Here is a 26,663-nt window from a genome sequence, read left to right on the forward strand (position 1 = left end):
AGAGTACGCGAGTGCTAACACCCAGTTTGGCACTCGACCCATGAGAGTGCAAGCCGCGTGGCGCCGGTGCGTCCGGCACGGATCATTCGGCGGGAGAGTCTTCGGATTCGTTGGTCGACGGGGCCCCGCCGCTCACGCGGTCCGTTCCCAACACGACCGTCAGCTGTGGGTGTTCACTGTCGTTGAAGTCCGCGTAGAAGTCGCTCTGCTGCACGGCAGCACCGCCGATCACCTCGGCCACGCCGAGCGCGGCCGCCTCGTCGGTGTCGTCGACGTAGAACACCGTCGTGGTCTCGAACTCTTCGCTGGCCCTGTCGCTGCCGAACACGTCGCCCTGCGCCCAGCCCTGCGCCTGCAGCGTCTCCTCGGCCTCGGCGACGAGCCCCTCTTGCGAGGTCGCGTTGAGGATCAGCACACGGTACGACGTGTCGATCTCGGCCGCTGTCCCTTCCTCGCTCTGCGACGCGGAAGGCGAGGAATCCCCCGACCCGAACGAGATGCGATCCATCATGACGAGGGCTGCGAAGATACCGGCGACGATGAGCACGAGAGCGACGGCCGCTGACCAGAGCAGCACGACCAGCGCATTCATACCGGGCTGCTCGGCGCGGTGGGCGCCGACGCGCCCCGAGCCGCGGGGGATGTCGTCGAAACGATCGTGGGGCTGCTGTGACACCCCTTGATGCTAGCGGGCGGTTCCCGTGAATCCCCAGCGAGCGCCGGGCTCGACGTCGGTGTCAGCCGACGAAGCCCCGCATCCGAGACGAGCGCTGCGCGCTGCGGGCGTCCCGTAGCCGACGGAGCCGCCGCACCAGCAGCGGGTCGAACTGCAGCGCCTGCTCGGTCTCGATGAGCCGGCCGAGCAGTTGGTAGTAGCGTGCGGGGCTCATACCCAACTGCGTACGGATCGTCTCCTCTTTCATGCCGCCGTGCCGCGGCCAGGCCGCTTCCAGCGTCAGGATCGCGCGGTCGCGATCAGAGAGGTCTCCGAGCATGGTTTCAGGCTACGTCGCATCCGTCCCACCATCGGCACGCCACTCCCACCAGCGCCCGAGTGGATCGGCATCGGCACACACCCGCCCATCCAGCGCCACCGCGAACCCGCGGAAGTCCTCCACCCTGATCGGCGGTTCCCAACCGTCGTGCAGACCGGGCTGGTCGATCGTGATCCATCGGGCATCCATCCCGCGGATGCGATCGATCAGCGTCTCCCGCTCGGCGCGGGGAAGGTAGACCAGCATGCCCGGGGTGCTGATGACCAGCGTCGCGTCGGGCGGCGCGGCGGATGCCAGTTGCTCGAGCCGCTCGATCGCGTCGCCAGCCACGAGCAGCGGCGGGTCGGCTGCGACGATGTCGATGGCCGCGGCAATACGGGCGGCGCGCTCGTGCTCCCCCGGCCAGATCAGGGCATCCATCCACGCCCGGTCCTCGGGGTCGCGCACGTCGATCGGGGCGAGGTCGATGCCCGCGCGCCAGACGATCCGTGGCATCCGCAGCGGCGGGAGCGGACCGCGCACGACGCTGGTCAGTACGACCGATGACGGCCCGCCGTCGGGGTCGAGGCGCATGCGTTGCGCGCCGTCGCCATCCACGTACCGGTAGGAGTACCGATCGGGGTAGAGGCACAGCCCGGCCGCAGCCCCCAGTTCGAGCAGGGCGATGGGGCCCTCGATCGCGCTGAGCGCGGGCAGCAGCGCGGCCAGACGCAAGGGCTCGTTCGCCTGCACCGTACGGCGTTCGCATTCGGCGACCACGTCGTCGGCGTGCGCGAGCACGAACTGGCGCCAGGCCACGTAGCCGCCGAGGGGCGCGCCGAGCAGGCGGGTGACGGCGAACACCAGAGGTGGCTGCCGATGCTGCGGATCGATCCGGGTGAGAAGCCGCTGCATCTGCGCATCCGACGCGATCCCTGTTGCCCACTCGGCGTACATCTCGCTGCGGCCCGGGGCCTCGACCTGGGCGAATCGGTCGAAGCGTTCACGCACAGCATCCGTCACCCTTTCATTCTCACCGGGAGAGGGCCGACAATGCGACACGTCGAACACGACCCCGCGCCGCCAGGAACGCGCGAGAATGGAGGCATGTCGTACAGCGTGAACAAGACCGATGCCGAATGGCGGGCCGAGCTCGGCGAGGAGCAGTACGCGGTGCTGCGCAACGCCGCCACGGAACGCCCCTGGACGGGTGAGCTGCTCGATGAGAGTCGCAGCGGCCTGTACACCTGCGGTGCGTGCGATGCGGAGCTGTTCCGCAGCGGCACCAAGTTCGACTCAGGATGCGGGTGGCCGAGCTTCTACGAGTCGGTGCGTCCCGAGGCCGTCGAACTCATCGAGGACCGCACGCTGGGCATGGTGCGCACCGAGGTGCGCTGCGCTGCGTGCGGATCGCACCTCGGGCATGTCTTCCCGGACGGATTCGGCACACCGACCGGCGACAGGTACTGCATGAACTCGGTCGCGCTGTCGTTCACGCCCGACGCATGAGCGCGCGCGAAGCGGCGCTGGCGCGCACCTCCTGGTCGAAGGTCACCGAGGCGGCGCCCACGCGCGATGAGCTGGTGCCGCTGATCGAGGCCGCCGGCCGGGTCGCCGATCACTCGTCGTTGCGCCCGTGGCGGCTCATCGAGCTGCGCGGAGACGATCGTCTGACACTCGGAGCGGCGCTGGCCGAGGCGGCCGGCGACGACAAGCCGTCGACGAAACCGCTGCGCGCGTCGCTCTTGATCGCGATCGTCGCCTCATACCGCAAGACCGACAAGGTGCCTCGGTGGGAGCAAGAGGCCGTCGCCTCGGGCGTCGCACACACCCTCAGCCTGCTTCTCGATGAGGCCGGTTGGGGTGTGATCTGGCGCACGGGTGGGCTCACACGGGCGGAGGCCGTCGCGCGGGCGCACGGACTGCACGAGAACGAGGAGCTGCTGGGCTGGCTCTACGTCGGTGGGAAGCCGGAGGGCAAGAGCGCGGGACGGCGCAAGCCCGTCGACGTCGACACCGTGCTCACGCGGATGCCCGACGCTGGCCACGAAGGAGACGAACAGCCGCCCACCTCGACGGACAAGAAGAAGTCGAAGAAGAAGACGAAGAAGCACAAGAAGAAGTCGAAGAAGGACTGACCGCGTCGCTCAGCGCCGGCGGGGCAGCGCGACCACGACGGATGCCACCGCGACGACCACCATCGCGATGAGCTGCCACAGTGCGGGCGCGCCCGTGACCGGCCAGACGAGGTCGATCACGACCGATGCGACGAGCTGCCCGAGCACGCTGCCGAGTCCGAGCAGCAGCACGCCGGTGTGCGCCACGAGCCAGGCCCCGAGCAGGATGTAGACGAAGCCGAGCAGACCGCCGACGTACAGCCAGGGTTCTGCGGGGAGCGCCGCGGGCATGCCCGTGACGGCGACACTGAGCCCCGCGGCGAGCGCCAGCACGACGGTTCCCGCGGTGAAGCTCATCAGCGTGGCCGTGATCGGCGACGCGGTCGCACGCGCGAGCCTCCCGTTCGCCCCCGACTGCCAGGCAATGCCGGCCCCCGCGGCGAACGGCAGCAGCAGGAGCCACAGCGGGGCGCTGGCCAGTACATCGCCGCCCAGCGAAATGGCGACGGCGGCGAGCGCGAGCACTCCCCCCAGGACTCGCCCCGGCGTGACGGCGACGACACCGGAGGGCCCGAAGCCGATGCGGTCGAGCACCAGACCGTGAATGGTCTGCCCGGCCACGACGCCGACGGTGAACAGTGACACGCCAAGCACACCGGCGACAAGGCCCTGCGTCGAGACCGTGAGGGCGCCGCACGTGCCTCCGAGCAGCATCCAGAACGGGATGGTTCGTGAGCGGATGCCCTGCCACAGGCGTCGCACGCCCGCGCGGGCCGATGGGATCAGCGGCACGACGATCAGCAGGGCGGTGAGCCCGACCGCGAACGACACCAACCCGGCGACGATGCCATCGTCGAGCCGCACGCCGAGCACCCCGTTGATGCGCGCCTGCACAGCGGTCATGACGCCGATCGCCACGGCCCCGCCGAGGGCGATCCAGGCGGGCATGCGTCGGGTCTCGGTCATCCTGGCAACCTTATCCGAGCCGGACGACCGGGATGTCGGATGCCCGGTCTACGCTGAGGCCATGTGCGCGAGCTACGGGCTGGATCCGAGATTCGACGACAGCGAGTACCGGGCTGCGGTCGACGCGGCGGTGCTCGACGGGCTGCGTTCGTGGGCAGCGGGCAATGCAGATGAGGTGCTGCGCCCCACCGGCAAGAACCTGCGCAATCTGAACCCGATCCTCACCGGTCCCGACACGATGGAGCTGGCCTGGTGGGGATACCTGGTGAACGGCGCTCCGGCGAGCTTCGCGTCGATCAACACCCGCTCAGAGCGCCTCGCGGGTACCCGCGGTGCCCTCCCTGCGCGCGCGATCGTCCCTGTCTCGTACTGGCGTGAGATGGCCAAACCGTCACGCGTCTGGCAGCACTTCGCCACGGCAGAAGGGGATCTTCTGGGTCTGGCCGCGGTGACCCGCCCCGGCCGCACGGCCGACGGCGCCGACTACACCTGCTACAGCATCATCACCCAACCCGCCGCGGCGCACCTGCAGCATGTCCACGATCGCATGCCGCTCCTGATCGCCCCGGGCTTCGCCGAGGAGTGGCTGTTGACGCCGCACCCCGGCGGCGAGATCGTCGAGGCCGCGGTCGCCGCTGCGATACCTGTCAGCGAGCGGATCGAGATCACTCCCAACTCTTGCCTGTGATAACAAGCTGCTGCCACACTGGCCCCACCCCCGTCAATGACGACATAGGAGCAAGTGATGCAGGATCGACGCCCCCCGTTCTCTCTCACCCGACGCCAATTGCTGGCAGCCGCGCCGCTGGCGGCAGCACTCCCCCTGCTGGCCACCCAGCCGGCCATCGCCGCCGGGTCATTCCCCGAACCCGGCCCCTTCCCTCCCCGCGACGCGCTGATGACCTATGACGACGTCGTCCAGGCCCTCAGCAGCATCCAGAAGACATCGAAGGGTGCCGTGCAGGTGCACACGCTCTCCGGGCTCGGCATCTCGCCCGGGCTCAGCGAGGCCGGGCGCGAACTCTACGTCGCGACGGTCGGTACCGGACCGACTTCCGTGTGGTTGCAGGGACGCATCCACGGCAACGAACCGTACGGCCCCGACACGCTGCTCGCTATCCTCAAGGCAGCGGGTTCCAGCGGCTCCCCGCTGTGGAAGGCCGTGCGAGAGAACCTCACGCTGCATGTGATCCCGATGTACAACCCCGACGGTTCGGAGCTGTACATTCGGCACACGGTGCTGCAGGACGGCAGCGAGCGGCGTATCGACCTCAACCGGGACTGGTCGCCGGCCGGCTTCGCCGCCAAGGAATCGCTCGCCTGGTACACGTACTGGACTCAGGTCAAGCCCGACGTCGGCCTCGACATCCACCACCAGGGACTCAAGTACGACGACTCCGACGAACCGATCACGATGTCGCTCGGGATCTCGCTGGCGCCCAGCGGCCCCACGCTTCCCGGCATCCTCGGAGGAGAGTACGACATCTCGACGCGCCGACTGCAGGGGCATGTGTACGACGCGCTGCAGCAGTACGGCTACATCAACATCGACCGCTACAGTGTCGGATCATACGAGATCGACATCAAGGGCGGTGTCGCTTCGGCCGTGATGCTGGGTCTGGACTACAACGGTCTCAACCCCACGGGCCACAGCCACCCGATGGTGTTCTTCGAGACCTACGGCGGTTCCATCGGACAGAAGAGCCGAGGCAAGGCGATCAAGCAGAACGTCCAGGGCGTCGAGGCGCTGCTCGCGGGACTGGCGGACGGCAGCATCTGGAACACCGACCCGATGATCTGGCACAACATCCCGCACGTCGATTACACCGGGTACTTCACCGATTCCGGCGCGGTAGGCGGCTGGCCGACGCAACCGCCGGTGGTCTGACCCCCGCGGACTCGACTGCGAGCTCAACGGAACACCGAACAGAGCCCCGGAAACACCGAGAGTCCGCACGAACCGGCAGTGCCGGTTCGTGCGGACTCTTTTTCGTGGAGCCGACTACGGGACTCGAACCCGTAACCCCCGTATTACAAGTACGGTGCGCTACCAATTGCGCCAAGTCGGCGGACAGGTGACCGTGACAAGCATAGCCACCACGGGGCGAGTAGCCGCATCCGGCGTCAGGACTTGGGAGTGGTGGTCGGCACCGGCGTGGGTGTCGGGGTGGGCTGAGTCGCCCCGAAGTACTCGTCGCTGGCCGTGGTCAGCACGAACTGCGAGAACTCGGCCGGATCCCCCATCGCACCCACGTACGCCTTGCCCTCGACGACGACGAGCGCCTCGTTGGTGAGCTTGAGATCCTTCGAGCCGGGAAGCGGGCCTTCCAATGCACGCGTGGTCGCACCCTTCGCCCACTTCACGAAGTCCTGTTGCTCAATGCACTCGCGCACCTGCTTGGGGTTCTGCACGCCGACGGCGACGGCCAGGTCGGCCAGCTGCACATCAGTGCGCCCGTCGGTGTCGATCTCAGGCTGGTCGGTGAGCAGCTCGTGGTTGTAGTCGTAGAACTGTTCCTGCGAGTAGGTGGCGACACATGCGGCCGCCGAGGCAGCGCGCAACGAGTACTTGGTGCCGTTCGAGCTCGCCGTCAGCATCGCCACCGGGTGGTACGTGACAGTCACCGCGCCCTGCTCGATCCAGGTGGCGAGCTGCCGCGCGTTCGCGCCCTCGAACTCGGATGCTGCCGCGGAGAGGTAGTCCACATACACGTGGATCTCTGTCGGGCCGGTGGCGGTCTCGGTCGGGTCCGGTGTCGGCGTGGCCGTGGTCCCTGCCTCGGAGGCAGTCGCCTCCGGTGTCGGCGTGGCACCGTCGCCCGGGGCCGGGGTGACATCACTGACCGTCACGCCGTCAGCATCCATTCCGAGCGGACTCAGCTCTGGCTTCGAGATCGAAGAGCCGACGGTGTACGCGACAGCGGTGCCGATCGAGCCCACCGCGACGATCGCGACGACTCCGATGATGATTCGTCGCATCACACGGGCTCGGGATTGCTGAGCTCGCACCTGCTGTGCTTTGTTCCGCACCGCGTCGCGCGAGTTGCGAGTGGTGGGGACGTTCGGCGTTTCGTCGCTCGACATCGTTCCTCTTGAAGATCGGGTGGGACGGGTGATCCCGCGGCCGCGAAGAAATGCGGCGTCGGGTTCGATGTTAACCAGGCAGCCTGAGAAATACCCAGATGCGCCACCGCATGCCATACTGATCTCGACCCGATGACGGGTCACGGCGGGCAGGTGCCCACCGCTTCCATCACGACGGATCGTCCGGCACGTACCTGCCGGTGAAGGAGAAACGCAATGGCAACTGTGACCTTTGACAACGCCACCCGCCTCTACCCGGGCGGCACGCGCCCCGCGGTCGACAAGCTGAACATCGAGATCGCCGATGGCGAGTTCCTCGTTCTCGTCGGCCCCTCCGGTTGCGGAAAGTCCACGTCGCTGCGCATGCTCGCCGGCCTCGAAGAGGTCAACGGCGGCCGCATCCTGATCGGCGACCGTGACGTCACCGATGTGCCGCCGAAGGACCGCGACATCGCGATGGTCTTCCAGAACTACGCGCTGTACCCGCACATGACGGTCGCCGAGAACATGGGCTTCGCGCTCAAGATCGCCGGCGTCGGCAAGGAAGAGCGTGCTGCTCGCGTGCTCGAAGCGGCCAAGCTGCTCGACCTCGAGGAGTACCTCAACCGCAAGCCGAAGGCACTCTCGGGTGGTCAGCGTCAGCGTGTCGCCATGGGCCGCGCCATCGTCCGCCAGCCGCAGGTGTTCCTCATGGACGAGCCGCTGTCGAACCTCGACGCGAAGCTGCGTGTGCAGACCCGTACCCAGATCGCATCGCTGCAGCGCCGCCTGGGCGTCACCACCGTCTACGTGACGCACGACCAGACCGAGGCGCTCACGATGGGTGACCGCATCGCCGTGCTGAAGGACGGCCTCCTGCAGCAGGTCGGCACGCCGCGCGACCTGTACGAGACCCCGAGCAACGTCTTCGTCGCCGGCTTCATCGGCTCGCCCGCCATGAACCTCTTCGAGGTCCCCCTCACCGAGGGCGGGGTGCAGTTCGGCACCAAGTCGGTCGCCGCCGAGACAGCAGCCGTCACCAAGGCGCACGGTTCCAGCGTTACGGTCGGCATCCGCCCCGAAGACATCATCGTCGCTCCCGAGGACGGCCTCGGCCTGACCGTCACGGTCGACCTCGTCGAGGAGCTCGGCGCCGACGGATACCTCTACGGTCACACCGAGATCAACGGCAAGCGCACCGACCTGGTCGCACGCGTCGACGGCCGTCGTCACCCGATGGCCGGCGACACCGTGGTGCTCGCCCCCATCCCGGGTCACGTGCACCTGTTCGACATCGAGACGGGTGAGCGACTCAACGAGCAGCCGGTCCTCTCGGCCTGACATCCCACATCCGACGGCGCGGGCCGACCTTCGGGTCGCCCGCGCCGTCGTCGTCCCGGTGGCCACGTCGAGAGATCGGCATCGGAGGATGCATGAACACGACCGAATCCTTGCGCATCACCGCCAGCACGGTCGACCCCGGCCTGCTGTCGCTACCGTGGTCGACGCCGCTCGGGAAGTGGCCGTCCGAGCACATCGTCTCGCTCCCCAAGGGCCTCTCACGCCACCTGGTGCGTTTCGCCGATCTGTCGGGCAAGGTCGTGGCGGTCAAGGAGACCACCGACGAGATGGCGCGCCGCGAGTACGAGATGCTGGGCAGCCTCGCCAAACTCGATGTGCCGTGCGTGAGTCGCGTCGCCGTGATCGCGGGACGCACGGATGCCGATGGCAAACCGCTGCCGGCCGCGCTGGTCACGTCGCACCTGCGGTTCTCGATGCCGTACCGTTCGCTGTTCACGCAGCTGCTGCGTCCCGACACGGCCACGCGCCTGGTCGATGCGCTCGCGCTACTTCTGGTGCGCCTGCACAACGTGGGTTTCTACTGGGGTGATGTCTCGCTCTCGAACACGCTGTTCCGACGCGATGCCGGCGCGTTCGCCGCCTATCTGGTGGATGCTGAGACCGGAGAACTGCACGAAGAGGGCCTTACCGACGGTCAGCGTGCGTACGACCTGGATCTCGCCCGGACGAACATCGCGGGCGAGATCATGGATCTCGCCGCGGGCGGCCGGCTCGAGCACGGTATGGATGCGCTCGAGATCGCTGATGGCATCGTCTCGTCGTACCGATCGCTGTGGGCAGCGTTGACCGACGAGGAGTCGTTCTCGGTCGGAGAGACCTGGCGGATCACCGAGCGGGTCGAGAAGCTGAACGCCCTCGGTTTCGACATCGACGAGATGTCGATGGTGGCCACTCCCGACGGTACGTCGGTGCGGATCCAGCCGAAGGTGGTGGATGCCGGTCACCACCAGCGGCGCCTGCTGCGCCTGACCGGCCTGGACGTCGAGGAGAACCAGGCGCGCCGACTGCTCAATGACCTCGATGAGTTCCGGGTGCGCTCGAAGAAGCACCTCGCGGACGAGGAGATGTACGCCCATGAGTGGCTCACGCGAGTCTTCGAGCCGGTGGTGCGCGCGATCCCCTACGACCTGCGTGCCAAGCTCGAACCCGCTGAGGTGTATCACCAGGTGCTCGAACACCGCTGGTACCTGTCGCAGGCGCAGGGGCGGTCCGTGCCCCTCGCCGAGGTGCTGACCAGCTACATCAACGAGGTGCTGCGGCACCGCCGCGATGAGGCCACGATCATGGGCCCGCCCACCGAGACCATGGGACTCCCCGTGGTGACCGGCGCTGTCGCCGTCTCACCCGAGACCGCGGCGATCAACTGGCGCGACCTGGTCTAGGCGGGCTCCGCGCTAATACCCGACGGTGAACCGCCCCCGGTGGTGCCTGGGCGTCTCGATCTCGTCGATGACGGCGATCGCGAAGTCGGCGCCCGAGATCGTGGACGTGCCGTCCTCGGCGCGCACGACGACGTCGCCGCCGTCGCGGTAGCGTCCGGTGCGCTCACCTTCTGCCCACGGCCCGAACACCTCAGCGGGGTGGATGAAGAACCAGTCCAGATTCTCGTCCGAGCGCTGCAGCAGGTCGAGCGAGTCGATGCCGACCTGCGCCTCGTGCTTGTACTCGTCAGGGAAACCCTGATCGAAGAGCCGGGGCCCGCCGGGAGCGACCAGGCTGCCGCCCGCTCCACCGACGACGCCCAGGCGCGTACCGGTACCGGTCAGGCTGGCTACGAGCCCTTCGAGCGCGTCGAGCACGGCATCCTGCATGTCGCCCCGCGGCGAGAGTGCCGAGACCACGGCATCCGCTCCATCGAAGACGTCGCCCAGCGCGGCCGGGTCAAGCACGGAGCCCCGCGCATAGCGGACGCCGTCGACAGGGGCATCCGGCATCGATCGTGAGATCGACACGATCTCGTGTCCTCGGCGCACCCCCTCACGGACGATGTGCGATCCGGCGTAGCCGGTTCCTCCGATGACGACGATGCGAGCCATGTGGGGCCTCTCCGATGCGGTGCGTATTGAGTGCCGCCCGCTGCGGGCGGCACTCAGTACAAGCGTCGAACGGTCTCCGTCATTCCGCGGCGCGGATGGTCGACACCTGGTACAGGGCGACGGATGCGGCGATGCCGGCGTTCAACGACTCGGTCGCGGCCGAGATCGGGATCGACACGATCTGATCGCACGTCTCGGTGACCAGGCGCGAAAGGCCCTTGCCCTCGGAGCCGACGACGATGACGACCGGACGGTCGGCGAGCTCGAGCGCGGGCAGCGCCACGTCTCCCCCGCCGTCCAGGCCCAGCACGAACACGCCCTGCTTCTTGAACTCCTTGAGCTGCGTGGTCAGGTTCGCGGCGAGAGCGACGGGCAGGCGCGCGGCCGCACCGGCGCTGGTCTTCCACGCAGCCGAGTTGACGCTCGCCGAGCGACGCTGCGGCAGGATGATGCCGTGGCCGCCGAACGCCGCGGTCGAGCGGATGATCGCGCCGAGGTTGCGCGGGTCGGTGATGCCGTCCAGCGCAATGAACAGCGGGGTCTGACCGCGATCGATGACCTGCTCGAGCAGGTCCTGCGGGTGCGCGTACTCGTACGGCGGCACCTTCAGCGCGACGCCCTGGTGCACGCCGTCGAACCCTGCCATGCGGTCGAGCTCCTGCCGGGTGACCTCGAGGACGGGGATCTCTCGGTGACGGGCGATCGCGAGCATCTCCTTGACCCGGTCGTCCATCTCGACGCGCTGGGCGATGTAGAGCGTGGTCGCGGGGATCTTGGTGCGCAGCGCCTCGAGCACCGAGTTGCGGCCGGTGACCGTCTCGGTGTCATCGGAGGACTTCGCGCGCGCCTGACGGTTCACGTCGTTGCGCTGCGGCTTGCCTCCGGGACGCCCCTTACCGCCGGCCGCGGCGAAGCGCTCCTGGGCGGCCTTGCGCTTTCCGGCGACGTGCCAGGCTCGGTCCTCGGCCTTGGGCGTGGGCCCGCGGCCCTCGAGCGCCTTGCGGCTGTGCCCTCCGGTGCCCTTGGTGGCACCCTTCTTCTTGCTGTTGCCCGCTCCGGGGCGCTGAGGCTTAGCCATCGATACTCCAATGTGTTCCGTCCGGAGTGTCCTCCAGAGTGATTCCTGCCGCCGCAATCGCATCGCGGATGCGATCGGCTGCGGCCCAGTCCTTGTCAGCGCGCGCCTGCGCGCGCTGCGTGATCATCGTCTGCACCAGCGTGTCGAGGGCGGATGCCGTCGCGCCGTCGTCGCCGGTGGTGGATGCCGTTGGCGCCAGGCCCAGCACGTCGGTCATCCCTGAGACGGCCGCGAATGCCCGCGCCGCGGCATCGCGGTCGCCGACGTCGAGCGCGGAGTTACCGGCTCGCACTGTCTCGTGCAGCACGGCGAGCGCTTGCGGTACGCCGAGGTCGTCATCCATCGCCGCTGCGAACTGCGCCGGGATCTTCGGCGCAACGGCGAAGAAGCCTCCGCCTGCGAAGATCGGCCCCTGCTCACCCGCACCGCTGACCGCGCGTGCGTACCGCTCGCGGAAACCTTCGACGCGCGCGAGTGCGGCCTCGGCTTCCGCAAAGGATGATTCCGACAGATCCAGGCTCGAGCGGTAGTGCGCGGCGGCGAGTGCGTAGCGGACGACCAGCGGGTCGTGCTTCGCGAGCACGTCGGATGCCAGGGTGAAGTTGCCGAGCGACTTCGACATCTTCTGGCCGTCGACGTTCACCAGGCCGTTGTGCACCCAGTAGCGGGCGAATCCGTCACCGGCCGCGGTCGACTGGGCGAGCTCGTTCTCGTGGTGAGGGAAGCGCAGGTCGAGTCCGCCGCCATGGATGTCGAACTCGGCGCCGAGGTACCGGCGCGCCATCGCCGAGCACTCGATGTGCCATCCGGGGCGCCCTTCCCCCCAGGGCGATGCCCAGGTGGCATCCGACTGTTCTTCGGCTTTGGCGCCCTTCCAGAGGGCGAAGTCCTGAGGGTTGCGCTTGCCGCGCGGGTCGGCGTCGGCAGCCGCCTCCATGTCGTCGATGCGCTGACGTGTGAGCTCGCCGTAGGCGGGCCACGAGCGCACGTCGAAGTACACGTCGCCTGATCCATCGGATGCCGGGTACGCGTGACCGCGCTCGATGAGCGTCGCGATCAGCTCGTGCATCTGCGGGATGAAACCGGTCGCGCGCGGTTCGTAGGTCGGCCGCAGGATGCCGATCGCGGCGTACGCGTCCGAGAACTCCTGCTCCATGCGGTAGGCCAGAGCCCACCACGGCTCGTCATCGGTAGCGTTCGCGAGCACCTTGTCGTCGATGTCGGTGACGTTGCGCACGAAGGTCACCCGGCCGTACCGGTACTCCAGCCAGCGGCGCAGCAGATCGAAGCTGAGGGCCGCGCGGACGTGACCGATATGGGGGCCGGACTGCACGGTGGGTCCACACACGTAGATCGTCACGTTCGAGGCATCGAGCGGAACGAAATCGCGCAGCTGCTGCGCGCGGGTGTCATGGAGCCGGAGAGTCACCTCCCTAGCGTACCGGGGTGCACCTGGAGCACAGCCGTCGATCGGACTTCTGCAGTTCTTCGGACACTCTGGCCGGAGGCGTCCGCCGTTGCGCAGAACTCCGCAGAACGGATGCTGTCAGCGGGTCGGCACGACCAGCGCGACGGCCGTCACCGCGATGCCTTCGCCACGCCCCGTGAACCCCAGGCCGTCGGTGGTGGTTGCCGCGACACTCACCGGCGCCCCGCCGAGCGCGGCCGACAGAGCGGCTTCCGCCTCGAGGCGTCGTGCGCTGAAGCGGGGACGGTTGCCCTGGAACTGCACCGACACGTTGCCGATCACAAAGCCCGCCTCAGCGAGCATCTCGGCGGTGCGGGCGAGGAACACGTCGGCGTGCGCACCGGCGTACTCGGGGTGCGCCGTGCCGAAGTGCTGGCCGATGTCTCCGAGCCCCGCAGCGCCGAGCAACGCATCGACGATGGCGTGTGCCACCGCATCTCCATCGGAGTGCCCGGACAACGGCTGTTCCCCCGGCCATTCAAGACCGGCCAGCCAGAGGTTGCCCTCACCGCCGAAGGCGTGCACATCGGTGCCGACGCCCACCCGGGGCAACGAGGGGTTTGCGGGGGTGTCGGCGAGCAGCATGCGTGCCCTCTCCAGATCGGCGGGCGTGGTGATCTTGAAAGCGCGTGCAGAGCCGGCGATGCGCTGCACAGCGCCCCCGGCCGCGGCGAACAACGCGGCGTCGTCGGTGTATTCGATGCCATCCGCCTCGGCGTGCGCATAGGCGGATTCGAGGGCTGCGCGCGGAAAGCCCTGTGGGGTCTGAGCGGCCGCGAGCAACGACCGATCGACTCCACCCACGATGACATCGCCGTCGACCTGTTTGAGCGTGTCGATCACGGCCAGTGCCGGGATGATCCCCGCATCCGACACGGCGGCCACGACCGCGTCGATCTGCGCGGCGGGCGTGAGAGCGCGGGCGGCGTCGTGCACGAGCACCGTCTCGACCGTGCGGTCAAGGGCCGCGATCCCGGCGGCGACCGACTGTTGGCGCGTCTGGCCGCCCGTCACGACAGTCGTCCGCCAGCCTCGATCGCGATTGGCATCCGCCAGTGCGTCCGCCGCGGTCTGCTCGTGACCGGCCGGTGCGACGACGATCACCTGGGCCGGCTGCGCCGAGAACACGCCATCGAGTGCGTGCCGCAAGATCGAGCGCCCGTCGAGCGCGACCAGCGCCTTTGGCGCGCCGGCGTCGAGTCGCGTGCCGGAGCCTGCTGCGACGACGATGATCGCGGTGCGAGGAGAGCTGTGCACAGTCACGCTCACACGTTACCCGCCCCGCCGCAGGCCACAGACGCGAAGAGGACGGATGCCCATGGCATCCGTCCTCTTTCCGACTCCGGTCGGTCTCACATCACGAGGCGAGCACCTCGTCGAGCAGAGCGCCCGCCTTGTCCTCGTCGATCTTCTCGGCGAGGGCCAGCTCCGAGACGAGGATCTGGCGAGCCTTCGCCAGCATCCGCTTCTCGCCGGCCGACAGGCCGCGGTCCTGATCGCGGCGCCACAGGTCGCGCACGACCTCGCTGACCTTGATGACGTCCCCCGACGCCAGCTTCTCGAGGTTCGCCTTGTAGCGGCGGGACCAGTTCGTGGGCTCTTCGGTGAACGGGGCGCGCAGCACCTCGAACACGTGGTCGAGGCCCTCCTGGCCGATCACGTCACGCACGCCGACGAGGTCGACGTTCTCAGCGGGAACCTCGATGATCAGGTCGCCCTGAGTGACATTGAGCTTCAGGTACTTCTTCGTCTCGCCCTTGATCACGCGGTCCTTGACCTCGATGATCGTTGCGGCTCCGTGGTGCGGATAGACGACGGTTTCGCCAACCTCAAAAAGCATAAAAACGTGTCCTTTCGGCAATCTCCAGGATACCACAGCGACTATGTACTAGAGTTCGCGCCGACGTGCGCGAACTGATCCGGCGGTCAGGTCCTGAACCGTGGCGCACGACCCACTAGACTGATCCTCGACACCCGTCGCATCTCAGGAGGATCCGTGAACTCGCGCTCTGCTGCGTCCATCGCCTCGCGTCTCGTCGCCGCTGTCGCTTTGGGCGCCGTCGTCGCGCTCGGCACCACTGGCTGCACGTTCATGACGAACCAGGCCACGACCATCGACTACTCGCCGTCCGACGGCGTCAACGTCGACGCGACCGGCGGCGACATCGTCGTCCGCAACGCGATGGTCATCGCCACCGAAGACGGCTCGACCGGCAACCTCGTCGGTGCGTTCGTCAACACCGGCGACAAGAGCGGACGGCTGAACATCGACATCGCCGGCACCATGCTGACCGTGCGGGTTCCCGCGGGCGACTCCGTCAGCCTCGGCGCCGACAAGGACCCGCTGCCCATCGACGGCCTGAATGTGATGCCCGGCTCCAACGTCGAGGCGCTCTTCGTCTCTGGAAACGGCGAAGCCGCAGCCACCGAGATCCCGGTGCTCGACGGCACCCTGCCCGAGTACTCCGACCTGGTGCCCAGCGCCGGCGAGTGACTTCCGCGCTCCGCGCGAACGACAGAAGAGGCCGATCCCTGAAGGGATCGGCCTCTTCTGCATGAGTGCCAGGGCGACGTACTCAGCCGGATGTGCCCTCGAAGCGGTAGCCGAGACCGCGCACCGTCACCAGCATCACCGGGTCACCCGGGTTCTTTTCGATGCGGGAGCGGATGCGCTTGATGTGCACATCAAGAGTCTTGGTGTCGCCGAAGTAGTCGCTCCCCCAGACCCGGTCGATGAGCTGCCCGCGGGTGAGCACACGACCCGAGTTGCGCATCAGCACCTCGAGCAGCTCGAACTCCTTCAGCGGCATGCTGATCTCGTCGCCGTCCACGGCGACCGTGTGCCGGTCGATGTCGAGCACGACGCGGCCGCCTTCGAGCACGCGCTCGTCGAGCTCGGCCTCCGGCTGCACCACGCGGCGCAGCACGGCACGCATGCGGGCCAACAGCTCGCGCGACGAGTACGGCTTGGTGATGTAGTCGTCAGCCCCGAGCTCGAGCCCGACGACGATGTCGACCTCCGAATCCTTCGCCGTGAGCATGATGATCGGCACCGACGAACTCTGCCGCACCTGGCGGCACACCTCAGTACCCGGCATTCCCGGCAACATCAGATCGAGCAGGATCACGTCGGCACCCCGCTCGCGGAACGCATTCAGCGCGCCGGGACCGTCCTCGCAGATCTCGACCTCGTAGCCCTCTCTGCGCAGCAGGTAGGCGAGCGGGTCAGCCAGGTCGGGTTCGTCCTCGACCAGCAGGATCCGGGTCATGCGTTCTCTCCGTTTCGTGCCGCGACAGCCTTCGCCGCGCTCTTGTCCGTGCGCTTCTTCTTGCTCTTCTTGGTCTTCTTCTTGCCGGTGTCCGGCGCCTCGATCCGCGGCAGGCGGATCGTGAAGGTCGACCCCCGCCCCGGCCGCGACCACAGCCGCACCTCGCCGCCGTGCCGCTGTGTCGCGTGCTTGACGATCGATAGCCCGAGCCCGGTGCCCCCGGTGCGTCGCGAGCGCGCTTCGTCGGCGCGGTAGAAGCGCTCGAAGATGCGCTCAGCATCCGCTTCCGCGATACCGATTCCCTGATCTGCGACGGCGATCTCGACGATGTCGTCGACGACCTTGACGCCGATTCCCACGCTCGAGCCCTTGGGCGAGTAGACGATGGCGTTCGCGATCAGGTTACCGACGGCCTCGACGAGCACCTGTGCGTCGCCACGCACCCATGCGCCCCGCTCGCCGCCGCGAGTCAGCGTCACACCCGCCGAATCGGCCTGTACCAGATGCGCCTCGACCGAGGCCGCGACAACCTCATCGATCGAGATCGGCCTGACCTGTGCCAGAGTCTCGGCAGCCTGCAGTCTGGCCAGGCTCAGGATGCGACCGGTGAGCTGGCCGAGGCGACCGGCCTCGGCGGCGATCCGCTTGGCGAACACGCGCACCTGGTGTGGGTCGTCGGCCGCCGACTCGATGGCTTCGGCAAGAAGGCTGACCGAAGCGACCGGCGTCTTGAGCTCATGGCTGGTGTTGGCGACGAAATCGGTGCGCATCTGCTCGAGGCGCTCCCGCTCGGTGACATCGCGGATGATCAAGAGGGTCAGCTGCGCGCCGATACGACTCGACCGCGCCGACACCAGGCGCGGGTCGAGGCTTCCGCCCACGGCAAGACGCAGCGTGTCGGCCACGGTGTCCCCGTCATCACGCGCATTGCGCACGAGCCGGCGCAGATCGGCGTTGTCGAGCACGGCCCCCGGACGGATCCCGAACCGCTCCGCGGCATGGGACATCGCGACGACCACGCCCGAAGCGTTGAGCACGCAGGCGGGATCATCCATGCCCCGAAGAACCTCGGCCACGCCAGCGGGCACCGCGGTGGACGTCTCTTGTGCGGCCAGTGCCCGGACGCGGTAGGCCCAGACGACCAGCAGCACGGTACCGGCCCCGATGATCGCGCCGATGGCGAGTGCGAACAGCGCGAGCTGGGGCGAATCCATGGCTCCAGCGTACGGGGATCGCGCGGCTTTGCCTGCCGTTCAGCGCGCCGTCATGCGGCGGGAAGGCTAGTATTCACATTCCGGGCACCGTTCGTTAACCTTCGGCGAACACAATCGTGTCGACCTCGCGCGAGCGTGCCCCTCAGGCACCCGTGCCCGCGCACTCACCGTGCCGAGTCCCCGACGAAAGGTTGCGCGACATGCGCCAAGTGTTCCACCAGTCCCTCGAGGACCTGCAGACGAAGCTCACCGAGATCGCCGATCTCGTCACGATCGCCATCGAGAAGGCGACCACTTCGTTCGCCGAGAGCGACGTCGCGCTGGCTGACGAGGTCATCGCCGACGACGCCAAGATCGACGAACTCGCCGTCGCGCTCGACGAGCAGGCCATCGAGATCCTGGCGCGCCAGCAGCCGGTCGCCCGCGACCTGCGCATCGTGATCACCGCGCTGCGCGTGAGCGCATCGCTCGAGCGCATGGGCGACATGGCCGAGCACATCGCTCAGCTCGCCCGCCTGCGCTTCCCCGAGCGCGCCGTGCCGAAGGGCCTCAAGGGCACCTTCCGCCGCATGGGAGAGCTCGATGTCGAGATCGCTCGCACGCTCGCCGACCTGCTGCGCACGCAGGACCTGCGCTTCGCCGACGCGATCCGCAACGCCGATGACGACGTGGATGAGCTGCACGCGCACGTCTTCGACAAGGTGCTCAGCGACAACTGGAAGGGTGAGGCCGAGGCCACCGTCGATGCCACCCTCGCGAGCCGCTACCACGAGCGCTTCGCCGACCACGCGGTCGCCGTGGCCAAGAAGGTCGTCTACCTCGCCACCGGCGACTGGGCGATCGAAGAAGAGGACATCGCTCTCGCCGTCGAGGCGCAGCTCTCGGCTCCTGACGGGGACGCACCGGAGGCCTGATCCGCGGCATCCGCTGTTCGATACGACGAAGCCCCTCTGAATCCGCCCAGGACTCAGAGGGGCTTCGTCGTTGCGGGGATTACTTCTTGCCCTGCGCGGCGACAGCCGCGGCACCGGCCGCAGCGGCCTCCGGGTCGAGGTAGCGAGCCGGTCCAGTCGGCACGTTGTTCTCATCGAGTTCGTACACCAGCGGGATGCCGGTGGGAATGTTCAGCTCGGCGATGTCGTCGTCGCTGATGCCGTCGAGGTGCTTGACCAGACCGCGCAGCGAGTTGCCGTGCGCGGTGACGAGCACCGTCTTGCCGGCTTCGAGGTCGGGGACGATCGCGTCCTCCCAGTACGGCAGCAGGCGGTCGATGACGAGCTTGAGCGACTCGGTGCGCGGCACGTCGCCGTCGATGCCCGCGTAGCGCGCGTCGTGTACCTGGCTGAACTCACTGTCGTCGTCGAGCAGCGGCGGCGGCACGTCGAACGAGCGGCGCCAGAGCTGGAACTGCTCGGGGCCGAACTCTTCGAGCGTCTGTGCCTTGTCCTTGCCCTGCAGCGCGCCGTAGTGACGCTCGTTGAGGCGCCACGAGCGGGTCACTGGAATCCACAGCCGATCGGCGGCATCCAGGGCGATGTTCGCGGTCTGGATCGCACGGCTCAGCAGCGACGTGTGCAGCACGTCGGGCAGCAGCCCGGCTTCGGCCAGCAGCTCGCCACCACGGCGGGCCTCTTCCTTGCCCTGCTCGGTCAGGCGGACGTCCACCCATCCGGTGAACAGGTTGAGCTTGTTCCATTCGCTCTGGCCGTGCCGGAGCAGAATCAGGGTGCGCGTCATGCACCCAGCCTATCGGCCGGGCACGACCGGCTCAGCGGCTGTTGCGAGGATCCTCGCCCAGCGGTCGCCGCGACAGGCGCGTCAGACGAGGCACCTCGGCCGTGGCCCCGGCATCGGCCGGCACGATGACCTGCTGCGCCGCCGCGATGTCGACGCCGTCGGCACGCACAACCAGGTCGCCGATCGGCGCTCGTCGTGAGAGCATCGCCAACGCGATCGGCCCGTCCTCGTAGTGCAGCGCGGCGGAGGTCACCTGACCGACTTCGGCGTCACCCGACAGCACGGGCGATCCCGGCTGCGGCAGGGTCACCTCGCTGCCATCGAGGTGCAGTGCCGCGAGTCGTCGCGGCGGATGGCCGAGATTGTGCACCTTCGCGACGGTTTCCTGGCCGCGGTAGCACCCCTTGTCGAGGTGCACCGCGGAGCGGATCCAATCGGCCTCGTGCGGAATCGTGCGCTCATCGACCTCATGCGACCAACGGGGGCGCCACGCGGCGATGCGAAGAGCCTCGGCCGCCAGCGCCCCCGCGAACGGCCCCGTGAGCGCATCCGCGTCATCGACCACGGCGATCGTCCAGGCGTAGTCCGCGCCCGGATGCCCGTCGACGGCGGCGTACTGGTGTCCGCCCGGCTGCACGCTCTGCCACGGGTCGTTCCAGATAAGCACGTGACCATTTGGAGCCGCGGCGGCCACGCGGGCCTGCGCACCGTCTCCTGCGAAGAAACCCACCAGGACAGCATCCGACTTCACCGTGACGGTGACGCGGGAGCGGAAGACCATGCGCTGCAACCAGGTGGCCAGCGCATCGGCATCCGCGCTGTCGGCGATCAACCACGTCGCCGTGCCGTCCTCGAAGACGGCGGCGGCGTGCTCGACGCGCCCCTGCGGGTCGAGCACGAGCAGCTCAGTGCTGGCACCCGCGGGCAGGCCCTTCAACGCCTGCGAGGTGAACGAGTCGAGCCAGGTGAGGCGGTCTGCGCCTGCGACCTCGATCAGGGTGCGATCGGTCAGCGGCACCAAAGCCTCGCCCGCGGCCAGCTGCCGCTGCTCGATGAGCGGGTTGCCGAAGTGGGCGATCACGTCGCCATCACGGACGGCACCAGGGATGCTGTCGAACACCACCGGCTCAGACCTTGGCCAGGCGGGCGGATGCGTGCGACTTCAGCGTCTCGCCCATCGCCGCGATGTCCCAGGCCCAGAGCAGGTGTCCATCGACCAGGCCGTACATGCGGCTGGCCGCAGTGTACTGTTTTGCACCCGCGGGACGCACGACGGCATCCGTGGCGATGTCGATACGGGGGCCGGCGATGCGCCCCAGGTAGAGCTCGAGCGTGCCGTCCGAATGCGCGACCGAGACCTCGAGCGGGAAACCGTCGTCGGTACGCAGTGCCTCGACGTCGTCGACCGTGCGCTCGGTCGCGGCCTCGGCGGGAGGCAGGAGCGCGGGGCCGGGATCGGATGCCGTGCGCGGCCGTGCGAGGTGCCAGAAGCCGGTCTCGGACAGCAAGGCGATCGGCTCGTCCTGACCCTCAGCGCCGCGGAACGAGGCCGTGGCGGCGTAATTCAGGAACGGCCCGCCATCGTGGCTGAAGCTCACGCGATGGGTGAACTCGCCCTCGAAGCGCTGGTCACCCGCACTGTACTCGATGACGCCGGTGCCCTCCCAGACGCCGAGCAACCACGACAACGGTGCCAGATCGGCAGGCAGATCCGTGGGCAGTTCGATCATGATCGGCTCTGGATCAGCGCTGACCGCGGAACAGGTTCACCAGCACGACGCCGGCGACGAAGGCGATCGCGAGGCCCGCAAGGCCCAGCAGACCGAGGAAGAAGAGTTCGAGCGCGACGATGTCCATGCCCGACAGTCTAGTCACCTGTCACGCACCCCGGTCGCGTCAGAACGCCGAGACGAGTGTCGCGACGCCGAAGGCCGCCGACGCCATCCCCATCAGCACCAGCGATCCCACGATGCTGGCCGATACCCGCACGACGAACCCCTGCGGACGGGCATACGCCAGCTGCACGGCGAACGACAGCAACACGACACCGCCGAAGGCGATCAGCAACCAGCCGATCCGGGTGTCGGCCGGCAGCAGGAATCCCAGCAGGATCGCCGTCACCGCCGCCACGCCCCAGACGGCGAGCACGCCGTGGAACGCGTTGCGCGGAGCGAGTGCCACTTCTTGCATGACGCCATCGTACCCGTCACATACCCGGACCCGTCTGACGCATTCCGCCGACAGCGGGACGCACCCGACTAACATGTGTGAGTGGCCGTGTTGGTGGTACTCACCCCGGCTCCCGATGCGGAGCCGGTGCTGCCAGCGCTCGGGTTGCTCGCCCACAGCATCCGCCATCACCCGATCGAGCCGTCCCGTCTGCTGTCGCTCCCCGAGTGCGCGGCGATCGTCGTGGACGGCCGCGAAGACCTCGTCGCGGCCCGAGCCGCCTGTCGTCTGTTGCAGACCGCGGGCGGCGAGGCGCCAGTGCTGCTCGTGGTCACCGAGGGCGGCATGAGCGCGATCTCCACCGAATGGGGCTTCGCCGATGTCGTGCTGGCCACCGCGGGCCCCGCCGAGGTCGATGCCCGCCTGCGTCTCGCACTGACCCGGCCCGACGCCGAGACACCCGTCAGCGTGCAGGCATCCGGGATCACAATCGACGAGCAGTCGTACTCTGCCAAGTTGCACGGACGGCCGCTGGACCTGACGTACAAGGAGTTCCAGCTGCTGCACTTCCTGGCGACACACCCTTCTCGGGTGTTCACCCGAGAACAGCTGCTCAGCGACGTCTGGGGCTACGACTATTTCGGTGGCACCCGCACCGTCGACGTGCACGTGCGTCGCCTGCGCGCCAAGCTCGGCGACGCCGAGCAGGTCATCGGCACCGTCCGCAACGTCGGCTACCGCTTCAATCTGAACGACGAACCGGGACAGGCGGCGGGCTGAGTTCCCCTGCTCGTAACCGACGGATGCAAGGATGTACCCCATGATCGATCACGTACTTGTCGACGCCGGACTCGAGGACGCCGAAGACGACGACTTCGACGCGCATGAGACCCCGGACTCGGTTCTGCCCGATCATCGCTACCACGACCGGGAACTGAGCTGGTTGGCGTTCAACCAGCGTGTGCTCGAACTGGCCGAGGACCCCACGGTCCCCGAACTGGAACGGGCGAACTTCCTGGCGATCTTCGCCAGCAACCTCGACGAGTTCTTCATGGTGCGCGTCGCCGGACTCAAGCGGCGGATCCTCACAGGGCTGGCCGTGCCCACCAATGTCGGACGCGCGCCCTCCGACGTGCTCAGCGACATCTCGCGCGAGGCCCATGCGCTGCAGTTGCGGCACGCCGCGGTCTGGAGCGAACAGGTCAAGCCCGCACTGGCTGACGCCGGCATCGAGATCACCGACTGGGACGAGCTGACCGACGCTGAGCGCGCCGCGCTGGGCGAGTACTTCCAGGCGCAGGTCTTCCCCGTGCTCATGCCGCTGGCCGTCGACCCCGCGCACCCGTTCCCCTATATCTCCGGGCTCTCGCTGAACCTCGCCATCCGCATCCGCAACGCCCGCACCGGTCGCCAGGAGTTCGCGCGCCTCAAGGTGCCCTCGATGCTGCCGCGTCTCATCGCCGTCCCCGGAGGCGGGCAGATCGTGCGCTACATCCGTCTCGAAGACCTCATCGCCAACCACCTGGATGATCTGTTCCCGGGGATGGAGGTGCTCGACCACCACGCGTTCCGGCTGACCCGCAACGAGGACGTCGAGGTCGAAGAGGATGAGAGCGAGAATCTCATCCAGGCGCTCGAAGCCGAGCTGCTCAGGCGCCGGTTCGGTCCACCGATCCGCCTCGAAATCACCGACGACATGGACGATGTGACGCTCGAGCTGCTCATCACCGAGCTCGACATCACCGACCAGGAGGTCTACCGCCTACCTGGGCCGCTGGACCTGCGCGGCCTGTTCGGCCTGTCGCGGATCGACCGCCCCGACCTGCGCTACCCGCCGCACCTGCCGACCACGGCCGTGGCGTTCCAGCCCGGCGACAGCAATGAGCGGCCCGACATCTTCCGGGCCATCGGCAAGTCCGATGTGCTCGTGCACCACCCCTACGAATCGTTCGCGACGAGCGTGCAGGCGTTCCTCGAGCAAGCCGCGCGCGACCCGCACGTCCTGGCCATCAAGCAGACGTTGTACCGCACCTCGGGCGACAGCCCGATCGTGCAGGCCCTCATCGACGCCGCCGAGGCCGGCAAGTCGGTGCTGGCACTTGTCGAGGTGAAGGCCCGCTTCGATGAGGCCGCCAACATCGTCTGGGCTCGCAAGCTCGAGAAGGCCGGCGTGCACGTCGTGTACGGACTGGTGGGTCTGAAGACGCACTGCAAGCTGGCGCTCGTGATCCGCGAGGAGGACGGCGTACTGCGCCACTACTCGCACGTCGGCACCGGCAACTACAACCCCAAGACCAGCCGCATCTACGAGGACTTCGGTCTGTTCACCGCCGACCCGCTCGTCGGACGCGACCTCACCCGCCTGTTCAACGAGCTCAGCGGCTACGCGATCGAGAAGAAGTTCAAGCGTCTGCTCGTGGCGCCCCTGCATCTGCGCAAGGGGCTGCTGCGTCACATCGACAACGAGCGCAAGCACGCCGAGGCCGGTCGCCCCGCACGCATCCGTATCAAGGTCAACTCGATGGTCGACGAGCAGATCGTGGACGCCCTGTACCGCGCCAGCATCGCCGGCGTGAAGGTCGAGGTGTGGGTGCGCGGCATCTGCGGCCTGCGCGTGGACCTGCCCGGCGTCAGCGACAACATCACGGTGCGCAGCATCCTGGGGCGTTACCTCGAGCATTCGCGACTGTTCATGTTCGACAACGACGGCGACCCGATCGTCTACATCGGCAGCGCCGACATGATGCACCGCAACCTCGACCGGCGCGTCGAGGCGCTGGTGCGCCTGGAGGACCCGGCGCACACCAAGGAACTGCACGCGCTGTTCGATCTCGCCATGGACCCGCGTACCAGTTCGTGGCATCTGGGTGAGGGCGGGGTGTGGACGCGCGCCCAGTCGACAGAGGAGGCACCGCTGATCGATCTGCAGGACCGCATGATGGCGGCCGTCCAGGGACGCCGCCGTCGCAAGCAGACCCGTCGATGACCGACACCGCCGTCTACGCCGCCGGCGCCGTCGTCTGGCGGATGCTGGAGGGCAAGCTGCGCGTGCTGCTGATCCACCGCACGAAGTACCGTGACGTGACGCTGCCCAAGGGCAAGGTCGACCCGGGCGAGATGCTCGCCGAGACCGCGGTGCGTGAGGTTCGTGAAGAGACCGGCATCCGCGTCTGTCTGGGCGTCCCGGTCGGCGTGAGCAAGTACTGGATGCGCCCCAAGCGCCAGAAGGTCGTGCACTACTGGGCTGCCGAGGCGACCGACGACGCGATCCGCGCCTCATCCTTCGTCCCCAACGGTGAGATCGCCGCCATCGAATGGGTCAGCGTGAAGCAGGCGCGCCAGCGCCTGAGCTATCCCGTCGACATCGAGATCCTCGAGAACTTCGCACGGCTGGTCGAGGACGGCGTACTGCATACCTTCCCGTTGATCGCGCTGCGCCACGCCAAGGCGGTTGCGCGGTCGGACTGGGACGGGCCGGACGCTGCGCGGCCACTCACCGGCAAGGGCGTGCGCCAGGCGAAGGCGATCGTCGCGCCGTTGCGGGCCTTCGGGGTGCGCCGCATCGTCACCAGCGACGCCGAACGGTGCCGGCAGACCGTAGCTCCGCTGGAACGCAAACTCGGGCGGGCGGCGCGCGTCACCGACAAGATCAGTCAGGATGCCTGGGAACACGGCACCGCCGATGTCCGCTCCGTCATCGGACGCCGTGTGCGCTCTCGCAAGCCCGCTGTGCTGTGCAGCCACGGCCCCGTTCTGCCGGAACTGCTCTCAGAGATGGCACTGGCGACCGGCACCATGCGCGGGTCGTATGTCAACAGCGCGAGCGCACTGGCCATGTCCGCGTTCTCGGTTGTTCACCTCTCGGCAACCAATCCGGGGTCAGGGATCATCTCGATCGAGACCCATGAGCCGAAGGTCTAGCCGACAGCAGTCGTTCACCTTCCGTTCACCATCGTGGGAGAGTCTCGTTAACCGTCGCTCGTAGCGTCACTGTGTGCCCCGCACCAGGGCATCCACAAGTCCCCGATCGAACGGATCCACAGTGAAGATCTCCAGCATCGCTCGAATCGGCGCCATCGGCGCCGTGGCCGCACTCGCCCTCACCGGTTGCGCCGCGAACGAAGCCCCGGCTACCGAGGGCTCGTCCTCCGACTCGACTTCGACGCTCGAGGGCACCCTGCGCGCCACGGGCGCTTCCTCGCAGGGCGCCGCCCAGGAGGCATGGGTCGCCGGCTTCCAGACCGCCAACACCGGCGTCACCGTCAACTACGAGCCCACCGGTTCGGGCACCGGCCGCGAGAACTTCCTCGCCGGCGCCAGCGACTTCATCGGCTCGGACCGCGCGTTCAAGCTCGACGAGTTCACCGAGGGCGGCTTCGGCATGTGCTCCAGCGACGCCATCGTCGAGGTGCCGCTGTACATCTCGCCCGTCGCCGTGGCGTTCAACCTCGAGGGCATCGACTCGCTCAACCTCGACGCCGCCACCATCGCGGGCATCTTCGCGGGCACCATCACCAACTGGAACGACGCGGCCATCGCCGAGCAGAACGAGGGCGTCGAGCTGCCCGACCTGGTGATCTCGCCCGTCCATCGCTCGGACGACTCGGGCACCACCGAGACGTTCACCACCTACCTCGCAGCGACCGCTGCCGATGTCTGGACCCACGAGCCCGACGGCGAGTGGCCCATCAACGGTGGCGAGGCCGCTCAGGGCACCTCGGGTGTCGTGCAGGCGATCACCGCGGGCAACGGCGCGATCGGCTACGCCGACGCGTCGCAGACCGCAGAGCTCGGCCAGGTGCACGTCGGTGTCGACGGAGAGTACGTCGCGTACTCGGCAGACGCCGCCGCAGCGCTCGTCGAGGCCTCGCCGCTGGAGGAGGGCCGCGGCGCCGGTGACCTCGTCTTCGCCATCGACCCGGCCGCAGCTCCGGCAGGTTCGTACCCGATCGCCCTGGTCAGCTACCTGATCGCATGCGAGCAGTACGAGGACGCCAACACCGCTGCACTGGTCAAGTCGTACTTCGAGTACATGGCCAGCGAAGAGGGCCAGCAGGCTGCCGCCGACAACGCAGGTAGCGCTCCCATCTCGGCCGGACTGCGCGACAAGGTCCTCGCCGCGATCGACACCATCAAGGTCGACTGATCCACGAGTTGAGCTGAAACCGATGCCCTCACGCCCTGCACAGGGCGTGGGGGCATCGGGCGGT

Annotated in this window: 28 protein-coding genes and 1 tRNA gene; 12 read left to right on the top strand and 17 right to left on the bottom strand. The window is 68.1% G+C overall.

The features are described from left to right. Positions 1–82: 82 nt before the first annotated feature. The 3 genes from PTQ19_RS11435 to PTQ19_RS11445 all read right to left on the bottom strand — a co-directional run bounded on the left by PTQ19_RS11435 (position 83) and on the right by PTQ19_RS11445 (position 1,997). Positions 83–676: a LytR C-terminal domain-containing protein gene (locus PTQ19_RS11435; RefSeq protein WP_274367422.1), complete on the bottom strand. Its 594-nt coding sequence runs from the start codon at positions 674–676 to the stop codon at positions 83–85. A gap of 61 nt (positions 677–737) precedes the next feature. Then, positions 738–995: a DUF3263 domain-containing protein gene (locus PTQ19_RS11440; protein WP_274367423.1), complete on the bottom strand. Its 258-nt coding sequence runs from the start codon at positions 993–995 to the stop codon at positions 738–740. Positions 996–1,004: 9 nt separating this feature from the next. Further along, positions 1,005–1,997 (bottom strand): DUF2332 domain-containing protein, encoded by a 993-nt coding sequence (locus PTQ19_RS11445; protein ID WP_274367424.1) that lies wholly within the window; start codon positions 1,995–1,997, stop codon positions 1,005–1,007. An 84-nt stretch (positions 1,998–2,081) separates the two neighbouring features. On the opposite strand from PTQ19_RS11445, the gene msrB reads away from it, so the two are divergent. Next, positions 2,082–2,483: a peptide-methionine (R)-S-oxide reductase MsrB gene (gene msrB / locus PTQ19_RS11450; protein WP_206551598.1), complete on the top strand. Its 402-nt coding sequence runs from the start codon at positions 2,082–2,084 to the stop codon at positions 2,481–2,483. Beyond that, positions 2,480–3,112: a nitroreductase family protein gene (locus PTQ19_RS11455; protein ID WP_274367425.1), complete on the top strand. Its 633-nt coding sequence runs from the start codon at positions 2,480–2,482 to the stop codon at positions 3,110–3,112. The genes msrB and PTQ19_RS11455 overlap by 4 nt, the downstream gene beginning before the upstream one ends. 9 nt (positions 3,113–3,121) lie before the next feature. Here the strand turns inward: PTQ19_RS11455 and PTQ19_RS11460 are convergent, their stop codons facing one another. Continuing rightward, positions 3,122–4,057, bottom strand: coding sequence for a DMT family transporter (locus PTQ19_RS11460; RefSeq protein WP_274367426.1), 936 nt, complete (start codon positions 4,055–4,057; stop codon positions 3,122–3,124). Positions 4,058–4,118: 61 nt separating this feature from the next. Between PTQ19_RS11460 and PTQ19_RS11465 the strand changes: the two genes are divergently transcribed. Together PTQ19_RS11465 and PTQ19_RS11470 are read left to right on the top strand one after the other, a co-directional pair. Further along, positions 4,119–4,745 (top strand): SOS response-associated peptidase family protein, encoded by a 627-nt coding sequence (locus PTQ19_RS11465; RefSeq protein WP_274367427.1) that lies wholly within the window; start codon positions 4,119–4,121, stop codon positions 4,743–4,745. Between the two features lie 57 nt (positions 4,746–4,802). After that, positions 4,803–5,945, top strand: coding sequence for a M14 family zinc carboxypeptidase (locus PTQ19_RS11470; RefSeq protein ID WP_274367428.1), 1,143 nt, complete (start codon positions 4,803–4,805; stop codon positions 5,943–5,945). A gap of 105 nt (positions 5,946–6,050) precedes the next feature. On the opposite strand, the gene PTQ19_RS11475 is transcribed toward PTQ19_RS11470, so the two are convergent. Both PTQ19_RS11475 and PTQ19_RS11480 read right to left on the bottom strand, forming a co-directional pair. Further along, positions 6,051–6,126 (bottom strand) — tRNA-Thr (locus PTQ19_RS11475). 55 nt (positions 6,127–6,181) lie between these two features. Next, complete coding sequence (locus tag PTQ19_RS11480; RefSeq protein WP_338000575.1) at positions 6,182–7,036, bottom strand: DsbA family protein; 855 nt, start codon at positions 7,034–7,036, stop codon at positions 6,182–6,184. A gap of 321 nt (positions 7,037–7,357) precedes the next feature. Here PTQ19_RS11480 and PTQ19_RS11485 point away from each other — a divergent pair, with 321 nt between their 5' ends. Both PTQ19_RS11485 and PTQ19_RS11490 read left to right on the top strand, forming a co-directional pair. After that, positions 7,358–8,461 (top strand): ABC transporter ATP-binding protein, encoded by a 1,104-nt coding sequence (locus tag PTQ19_RS11485; protein ID WP_274367430.1) that lies wholly within the window; start codon positions 7,358–7,360, stop codon positions 8,459–8,461. Between the two features lie 92 nt (positions 8,462–8,553). Then, the gene (locus PTQ19_RS11490) at positions 8,554–9,864 is read left to right on the top strand and encodes a DUF4032 domain-containing protein (protein ID WP_179410203.1); all 1,311 of its coding nucleotides are present in this window, start codon (positions 8,554–8,556) and stop codon (positions 9,862–9,864) included. 12 nt (positions 9,865–9,876) lie between these two features. Here PTQ19_RS11490 and PTQ19_RS11495 read toward each other — a convergent pair whose 3' ends face one another. The 5 genes from PTQ19_RS11495 to PTQ19_RS11515 form a co-directional block, all read right to left on the bottom strand. After that, positions 9,877–10,518 carry an NAD(P)-dependent oxidoreductase gene (locus PTQ19_RS11495; RefSeq protein WP_274367431.1) on the bottom strand — a complete coding sequence of 214 codons (642 nt, stop codon included), beginning with the start codon at positions 10,516–10,518 and terminating at the stop codon, positions 9,877–9,879. 79 nt (positions 10,519–10,597) lie between these two features. Then, positions 10,598–11,596 carry a 23S rRNA (guanosine(2251)-2'-O)-methyltransferase RlmB gene (gene rlmB / locus PTQ19_RS11500; protein WP_179410201.1) on the bottom strand — a complete coding sequence of 333 codons (999 nt, stop codon included), beginning with the start codon at positions 11,594–11,596 and terminating at the stop codon, positions 10,598–10,600. Continuing rightward, a complete protein-coding gene (cysS, locus tag PTQ19_RS11505; protein WP_274367432.1) occupies positions 11,589–13,025 on the bottom strand; it encodes a cysteine--tRNA ligase in 1,437 nt (478 codons plus the stop codon). The genes rlmB and cysS overlap by 8 nt, the downstream gene beginning before the upstream one ends. A 117-nt stretch (positions 13,026–13,142) precedes the next feature. After that, positions 13,143–14,327 (bottom strand): 2-C-methyl-D-erythritol 4-phosphate cytidylyltransferase, encoded by a 1,185-nt coding sequence (ispD, locus tag PTQ19_RS11510; protein WP_274367433.1) that lies wholly within the window; start codon positions 14,325–14,327, stop codon positions 13,143–13,145. A gap of 94 nt (positions 14,328–14,421) precedes the next feature. Further along, entirely contained in the window at positions 14,422–14,904 is a 483-nt protein-coding gene (locus PTQ19_RS11515; protein ID WP_179410198.1) for a CarD family transcriptional regulator, read from the bottom strand. A gap of 156 nt (positions 14,905–15,060) precedes the next feature. Here PTQ19_RS11515 and PTQ19_RS11520 point away from each other — a divergent pair, with 156 nt between their 5' ends. Further along, positions 15,061–15,558: a DNA modification methylase gene (locus PTQ19_RS11520; protein WP_274367434.1), complete on the top strand. Its 498-nt coding sequence runs from the start codon at positions 15,061–15,063 to the stop codon at positions 15,556–15,558. 82 nt (positions 15,559–15,640) lie between these two features. Here PTQ19_RS11520 and PTQ19_RS11525 read toward each other — a convergent pair whose 3' ends face one another. Together PTQ19_RS11525 and PTQ19_RS11530 are read right to left on the bottom strand one after the other, a co-directional pair. Further along, positions 15,641–16,333, bottom strand: a complete 693-nt coding sequence (locus tag PTQ19_RS11525) for a response regulator transcription factor (RefSeq protein WP_274367435.1) — start codon at positions 16,331–16,333, stop codon at positions 15,641–15,643. Beyond that, positions 16,330–17,547: a sensor histidine kinase gene (locus PTQ19_RS11530; RefSeq protein ID WP_206551585.1), complete on the bottom strand. Its 1,218-nt coding sequence runs from the start codon at positions 17,545–17,547 to the stop codon at positions 16,330–16,332. The genes PTQ19_RS11525 and PTQ19_RS11530 overlap by 4 nt, the downstream gene beginning before the upstream one ends. A gap of 200 nt (positions 17,548–17,747) precedes the next feature. Here PTQ19_RS11530 and phoU point away from each other — a divergent pair, with 200 nt between their 5' ends. Beyond that, positions 17,748–18,461, top strand: coding sequence for a phosphate signaling complex protein PhoU (gene phoU, locus PTQ19_RS11535; protein ID WP_274367436.1), 714 nt, complete (start codon positions 17,748–17,750; stop codon positions 18,459–18,461). A gap of 79 nt (positions 18,462–18,540) precedes the next feature. Here phoU and PTQ19_RS11540 read toward each other — a convergent pair whose 3' ends face one another. The 4 genes from PTQ19_RS11540 to PTQ19_RS11555 all read right to left on the bottom strand — a co-directional run bounded on the left by PTQ19_RS11540 (position 18,541) and on the right by PTQ19_RS11555 (position 21,474). After that, positions 18,541–19,284 carry a phosphoglyceromutase gene (locus PTQ19_RS11540; protein ID WP_179410194.1) on the bottom strand — a complete coding sequence of 248 codons (744 nt, stop codon included), beginning with the start codon at positions 19,282–19,284 and terminating at the stop codon, positions 18,541–18,543. Positions 19,285–19,315: 31 nt separating this feature from the next. Then, positions 19,316–20,404 (bottom strand): YgfZ/GcvT domain-containing protein, encoded by a 1,089-nt coding sequence (locus PTQ19_RS11545; protein ID WP_274367437.1) that lies wholly within the window; start codon positions 20,402–20,404, stop codon positions 19,316–19,318. A gap of 7 nt (positions 20,405–20,411) precedes the next feature. After that, positions 20,412–21,014 carry an FABP family protein gene (locus tag PTQ19_RS11550; RefSeq protein ID WP_206821963.1) on the bottom strand — a complete coding sequence of 201 codons (603 nt, stop codon included), beginning with the start codon at positions 21,012–21,014 and terminating at the stop codon, positions 20,412–20,414. Between the two features lie 166 nt (positions 21,015–21,180). Continuing rightward, the gene (locus tag PTQ19_RS11555) at positions 21,181–21,474 is read right to left on the bottom strand and encodes a hypothetical protein (RefSeq protein ID WP_274367438.1); all 294 of its coding nucleotides are present in this window, start codon (positions 21,472–21,474) and stop codon (positions 21,181–21,183) included. 81 nt (positions 21,475–21,555) lie between these two features. Between PTQ19_RS11555 and PTQ19_RS11560 the strand changes: the two genes are divergently transcribed. The 4 genes from PTQ19_RS11560 (at position 21,556) to PTQ19_RS11575 (ending at position 26,599) form a co-directional block, all read left to right on the top strand. Next, positions 21,556–22,233 carry a response regulator transcription factor gene (locus PTQ19_RS11560; RefSeq protein ID WP_224818761.1) on the top strand — a complete coding sequence of 226 codons (678 nt, stop codon included), beginning with the start codon at positions 21,556–21,558 and terminating at the stop codon, positions 22,231–22,233. A 40-nt stretch (positions 22,234–22,273) separates the two neighbouring features. After that, positions 22,274–24,439, top strand: coding sequence for an RNA degradosome polyphosphate kinase (locus tag PTQ19_RS11565; RefSeq protein ID WP_274367439.1), 2,166 nt, complete (start codon positions 22,274–22,276; stop codon positions 24,437–24,439). Then, entirely contained in the window at positions 24,436–25,374 is a 939-nt protein-coding gene (locus tag PTQ19_RS11570; RefSeq protein WP_274367440.1) for an NUDIX hydrolase, read from the top strand. The genes PTQ19_RS11565 and PTQ19_RS11570 overlap by 4 nt, the downstream gene beginning before the upstream one ends. A 121-nt stretch (positions 25,375–25,495) precedes the next feature. Then, complete coding sequence (locus tag PTQ19_RS11575) at positions 25,496–26,599, top strand: phosphate ABC transporter substrate-binding protein PstS (protein ID WP_222446419.1); 1,104 nt, start codon at positions 25,496–25,498, stop codon at positions 26,597–26,599. Positions 26,600–26,663 lie beyond the last annotated feature (64 nt).

Origin of the sequence: Microbacterium esteraromaticum, assembly GCF_028747645.1 — a bacterium.
GTDB lineage: Bacteria > Actinomycetota > Actinomycetes > Actinomycetales > Microbacteriaceae > Microbacterium > Microbacterium esteraromaticum_C.